Source organism: Methanospirillum sp. (assembly GCF_035560735.1).
GTDB lineage: Archaea > Halobacteriota > Methanomicrobia > Methanomicrobiales > Methanospirillaceae > Methanospirillum.
Genome location: NZ_DATMYY010000224.1, coordinates 1 through 4,807, shown reverse-complemented (window position 1 = coordinate 4,807; position 4,807 = coordinate 1). Strand labels below are relative to the sequence as shown.

Genomic DNA, 4,807 nt, shown 5'->3' with positions numbered 1-4,807 from the left:
CTCTGGTGCCGCGCCTCTGTCAAAAACGGCATGATTTTGATTCCCTCTATTTTGCATAGAATTCAAAAAACCAGATCTTCCTTTTTTTCTAATTTTGAGGCAAAATCGAGATTTTTTGATTGCTTCGCTCAAAATCGGCCTAAATTCAAAATCAAAGGTCAAAACTTCCGGATTCTTGATTTGGCATGTTTTGTACTGCATAAATCTTAAATGCTGAGGGATACACGTGATACAGTATACAGGAGACACAATCATGATAGACGTACTTGTTCCGACTAGAGAAGGAATGGCAACTGTCCCGCCAAAGTCAGATCAGGAGACTATGGAAGAGTTTAAGGCCCGTAATGCATGGGGCCTTTACATGAGTGTGGATCTAAGAAACTGCAACCCAGAAAGTATCCGCGATGCAGGTAAGATCCGCGAATTCGTAGTTGACCTCTGTGATCTGATCAAGATGAATCGGTTTGGTGAGCCTCAAATCATCAACTTTGGACCTTGTGAGCGCGTAGCAGGATACTCAATGACTCAATTGATTGAGACCTCGTGTATCACTGCCCACTTTGCAAACGAGACGAACACTGCATATATTGATATATTCTCCTGCAAAGAGTATGCACCACAGCTCACTGCAGATTTCTGCCGTGAATTCTTCGGTGCAGACTCAATGGATGTTCATATCTCGTTCCGCAACTAAAATCAACTCCTCTCTTTTTTTGAGGCGCTAAAAAAAAGCCATGAAAATGCCGTGATAATGGAAATTGTCAAGAATAAACCCTGTGTTTATAAGTTTTTCACTGATGTAGCAACTTTTTCTCCAAATCCTGCAGCCGCCGTTGGTCCATTAGCAGTTATTATCCGTCCATCAACAACAATCGGGCTACTGGTGAAGATTCCTCCTCCCTTACGTATTTCCTCAATAGCCTGATCATCATTCCATACTGTCGCTTTCTTATCTTTCAGGACTCCAGCCTGTCCCAGGATTGCGGGAGCAAGGCAGATGGCACTTATAACGCTCTCCTGTTTATCAAACTTTTGTACCAATTCAAGAAGTGGACGATAGTTCCAGAGATACTCAGGTGCGCCATTGCCACCTACGATCAGAATTGCATTGTACTTGGTGATATCGCCCTCATTGAGATCACTAACCGTATGTTCGACCTGCATCTCTCCACCCATCATCCCAACTGCGAGTCCACGTGTGGTTGAGATCACATCATAGGAGATCCCAGCCTGCATCAGGTAATTGATCGGTTCAGTAAGTTCTTCGTCCCTAAAGTTTCGAGGAGCAATGACTATCAGGACCTTTTTTTCATCTGTCATATATCTCTGATTTGCAATAGGGTATGAATGGTAATAAGATATCTGTAAAACCCCTCTGTGTATATTTCTGGGCTTGAAAAGAATACAAAAAAGGGTGAAAAAATTAGTGGATAGTTGAAGATGCTATGATATTGAAATGGTTATCGAGGAGCAGACGGACTGCCTCTTCCACCTGATCAACACGGAGAATTAATACTGCCCGATCTTTGCCAGAGTATGCGTATGAATACTCAATGTTGATCTTTGCGTCTGCGAGTTTGGAGGCGATCTCAAAAAGACCTCCTGGTTCATCTTTCATCTCAACCCCGATCACATGGGTGAATGCAACATTGAATCCGAGTTCTGTCAGTTTCTTGTGAGCAAGATCTGGTTTGTCAACAAGTGCTCTGATAACACCGAACCCGTCTGCTTCAGCAATCGAGAATGCGAGGATATTTATTCCCTCTTCCTGGCATGCCTTAGCCATAGAAGCTAGTCTGCCCGGTTTATTCTCTGAGAAGAGCGAGATCTGCCTGATGATGTACTTTTCACAGTTCATTCACAACTTCCTCCTGTCAATTACCCGTTTTGCCTTACCTTCAAATCTGGGCAGCGATCCTGCCTCTACCAGTTCCACCTTCACTGCCACGTTTAGTGCATTATGAAGGGCCCGCTCGACTTTTGTTCTGACTTTCATCAGATCGGTGATCTTATCTGAGAATGAATCTCCTGCGATCTCCACTTTGATGAGCATATCATCCAGAGCCCCAGTCCGGTCTACCTCGATCATAAAATGCTTGCCTATCTCCGGGATTCCAAGCAAGGTATGTTCTATCTGGGAGGGGAAGACATTAATCCCTCTGATGATGAGCATATCATCTACCCGGCCAGTAAGCCGCTCAAGCCTTGGAGAGGTTCTCCCACATGCACAGAGATCATAGTTCAGGGCAGCGATATCACCTGTCCGGTATCTGATGATGGGAAGCCCTTCTTTCTGAAGCATGGTCACTACGAGTTCGCCTTTCTCTCCAGGAGGAAGTGGCTCATGTGTATCTGGGTCGAGAATTTCAGGGTAAATCAGATCTCCCCAGAGATGTGCTCCCTGTTGCTGTTCACATTCAGTAAATAGAGGGCCTGATAGTTCACTTGTTCCGTAAATATCGTATGCTTCAACACCAAGCCAGTCCCTGATCCTGATTCGCATCTGTTCTGTCCAGGGTTCAGCGCCTACAACCGCTTTCCTGAGCTGGGTGTCGTTCTTTATTGAGATGCCCATCTTCTCTGCTACTTCGCCGATGTGAATCAGATAGGATGGCGTACAGGCAATCGATGTCACCTGTAAATCACGCATCAGTTCGACCTGACGTTCGGTGTTGCCTACTGATGTTGGAAGAACAGTTGCACCAACACGTTCTGCCCCGTAATGGGCACCGAGTCCTCCAGTGAAAAGGCCGTATCCATAACTGATCTGCATCACATCGCCTCTTCCGATTCCGGCTGAGGCAAGGCCACGGGCAACCGACTCGGCCCAGTTATTGATATCCTTCTGAGTATATCCTACGACAGTCGGTTTGCCTGTTGTTCCTGAAGAGACATGATACCTGACGAGTTCTTCCCTGTCACTTACTATCAAACCGTCAGGGTAATTGTCCCTGAGGTTTTTCTTCTCCATGAATGGGAGTTTTCTGATATCTTCGAGTGAGGAGATATCATCAGGATGAACACCTGCAGTGTTCAGCAGATTTTTATAAAAAGGTGAAAAACTATACACTCTGTAAATGAGCGTCTTGAGAAGTTTGTACTGCAGTCTTCTCAAATCATCAAGTGGCATCTCCTCTATTCTTGGATCTCTGCAGTGCATCAGAAAGCCTCCCGCTGATCAACTACCCGTTTTGACTTGCCTTCGAACCTGGGAAGAGTCCCGGGTTCCACTAGTCTGACTGTTGTTCTGAGCTCAAGAACATCTCTTAAGGTTTTTACGACCCGGCTTTGCAGATTCTTGAGATCAGCAAGTTCACCCTTGAAGTATCCGGGGGCTACTTCCACGTCGATCGTCATCTCATCCATATGGTTTACCCGGTTTACATATACCATATAGTGATTACCCACTTCAGGGATCTCCAGAAGCACATGTTCGATCTGACTTGGGAAGACGTTGATACCCCTGATAACAAGCATGTCATCACTTCTTCCGGTGAATCTCGCGAGTTTCGGGCCACGTCCACATGGACACTCGTCATCAAGAAGCATGGTGATGTCACCGGTCCGGTACCTGACAAGTGGCATGGCTTCCTTTACAAGGGGGGTTACTACCAGTTCTCCCCTCTCACCCGGACCGAGTTGTTCTCCTGTCTTTGGATCGATGATCTCAACCAGATAACTGTCATGCCATATGTGCAGGCCGTTGTGTTCCTGGCACTCAAATGCAACACCCGGACCATACAACTCGCTCATCCCATAACTGTCAAAGGCTTCAACACCGAGTTTAGCCTCAAGATCATGGCGCATTGCATCTGACCAGGGCTCTGCTCCGAACATCCCTACCTTTAGCGCTGACAGATCTGCATTCATCTCTTCAGCTGCTTCAGCGAGATGAAGGGCATAACTGGGGGTACAGTGTATGGCAGTAACGCCGAAGTCCTGGATCATCTCAATCTGTCGTCTTGTGTTCCCGGTTGCACTGGGGATGGTGGTCATTCCGATCTTCTCAGAACCGTAATGAAACCCGAGTCCTCCGGTGAACATTCCATAGTTGACCATGTTCTGAAAGACATCGTCAGAGGTCAACCCCACCATCGTCAGGTTACGGGCTATAAGGCTCGACCATTTATCCAGATCTCCCCTCGTGTATCCGACCACGGTTGGTTTTCCAGTAGTTCCCGATGTGGTATGAATCCTGACAACCTCACGTCTGGGAACTGCAAAAAATCCGAACGGGTAGCCCGCCCTGAGATCTGTCTTTCTGGTAAAGGGAAGTTTTTGAAGATCTTCCATACTTCTGATACTATCAGGTCTTATCTCCGCTTCCCTGAATTTATCTTTAAAAAAACTGATCTGCCCGCACCGATCTACTGTCTCCCGTAGTCGTTTTAACTGCAGGGTCTGTAGGTCGGCCTGACTGATCGTCTCCATTGCTTTATCCCAGAACATATCAGGCACCATATATTATACCCGCCCACCAGCAGGTGTCCGGAGTATCTGGCCTATTATTATGTCCTAAAACTCATAACCCTTGTTATTCTGTAACATGGGCACGTTCCTCTGTCATCATCCCCTGTGATGGATCTGATGGGTGCCTTTGAGTGAAGCAGATCTGGTGAATGAGTATATTGGGACTCGTTTTCTGTCAAAAAAAGTGGTATGATTTATGCAGTTTTAATATGTGCAACCGATTCCAGTCCGAGCATCTCGATTGCCATCTCTTTCATTTTGAACTTTTGAATCTTCCCGGTCACACTCATCGGAACAGATTCAACAAAGGAAATATACTTGGGTATTTTATATCTGG

At 46.1% G+C, this 4,807-nt stretch carries 6 protein-coding genes; 1 reads left to right on the top strand and 5 read right to left on the bottom strand.

Annotation, left to right across the window (positions count from 1 at the left end; all coding sequences use genetic code 11):
• The coding region (locus tag VN429_RS06495) for a hypothetical protein (RefSeq protein ID WP_325631154.1) at nucleotides 1–201 on the bottom strand (201 nt) is incomplete at its 3' end.
• Between the two features lie 52 nt (nucleotides 202–253).
• On the opposite strand from VN429_RS06495, the gene speD reads away from it, so the two are divergent.
• Nucleotides 254–694, top strand: coding sequence for an S-adenosylmethionine decarboxylase (gene speD / locus VN429_RS06490; RefSeq protein ID WP_109969158.1), 441 nt, complete (start codon nucleotides 254–256; stop codon nucleotides 692–694).
• Between the two features lie 86 nt (nucleotides 695–780).
• On the opposite strand, the gene VN429_RS06485 is transcribed toward speD, so the two are convergent.
• The 4 genes from VN429_RS06485 to VN429_RS06470 all read right to left on the bottom strand — a co-directional run bounded on the left by VN429_RS06485 (nucleotide 781) and on the right by VN429_RS06470 (nucleotide 4,449).
• Nucleotides 781–1,320, bottom strand: a complete 540-nt coding sequence (locus VN429_RS06485) for a DJ-1/PfpI family protein (protein WP_325631148.1) — start codon at nucleotides 1,318–1,320, stop codon at nucleotides 781–783.
• 103 nt (nucleotides 1,321–1,423) lie between these two features.
• On the bottom strand, nucleotides 1,424–1,858 hold the full coding sequence (locus tag VN429_RS06480; RefSeq protein ID WP_325631146.1) for an ACT domain-containing protein: 435 nt from the start codon (nucleotides 1,856–1,858) through the stop codon (nucleotides 1,424–1,426).
• Entirely contained in the window at nucleotides 1,859–3,160 is a 1,302-nt protein-coding gene (locus VN429_RS06475; protein ID WP_325631143.1) for a phenylacetate--CoA ligase family protein, read from the bottom strand.
• Nucleotides 3,160–4,449: a phenylacetate--CoA ligase family protein gene (locus tag VN429_RS06470; protein ID WP_325631138.1), complete on the bottom strand. Its 1,290-nt coding sequence runs from the start codon at nucleotides 4,447–4,449 to the stop codon at nucleotides 3,160–3,162. The genes VN429_RS06475 and VN429_RS06470 overlap by 1 nt, the downstream gene beginning before the upstream one ends.
• Nucleotides 4,450–4,807: the final 358 nt, after the last annotated feature.

Bases quoted from the DNA above. Each gene is read 5' to 3' on its own strand.
- VN429_RS06470 (WP_325631138.1), bottom strand. From the start codon at position 4,449: ATGTTCTGGGATAAAGCAATGGAGACGATCAGTCAGGCCGACCTACAG.
- VN429_RS06485 (WP_325631148.1), bottom strand. From the start codon at position 1,320: ATGACAGATGAAAAAAAGGTCCTGATAGTCATTGCTCCTCGAAACTTT.
- VN429_RS06475 (WP_325631143.1), bottom strand. From the start codon at position 3,160: ATGCACTGCAGAGATCCAAGAATAGAGGAGATGCCACTTGATGATTTG.
- VN429_RS06480 (WP_325631146.1), bottom strand. From the start codon at position 1,858: ATGAACTGTGAAAAGTACATCATCAGGCAGATCTCGCTCTTCTCAGAG.
- speD (WP_109969158.1), top strand. From the start codon at position 254: ATGATAGACGTACTTGTTCCGACTAGAGAAGGAATGGCAACTGTCCCG.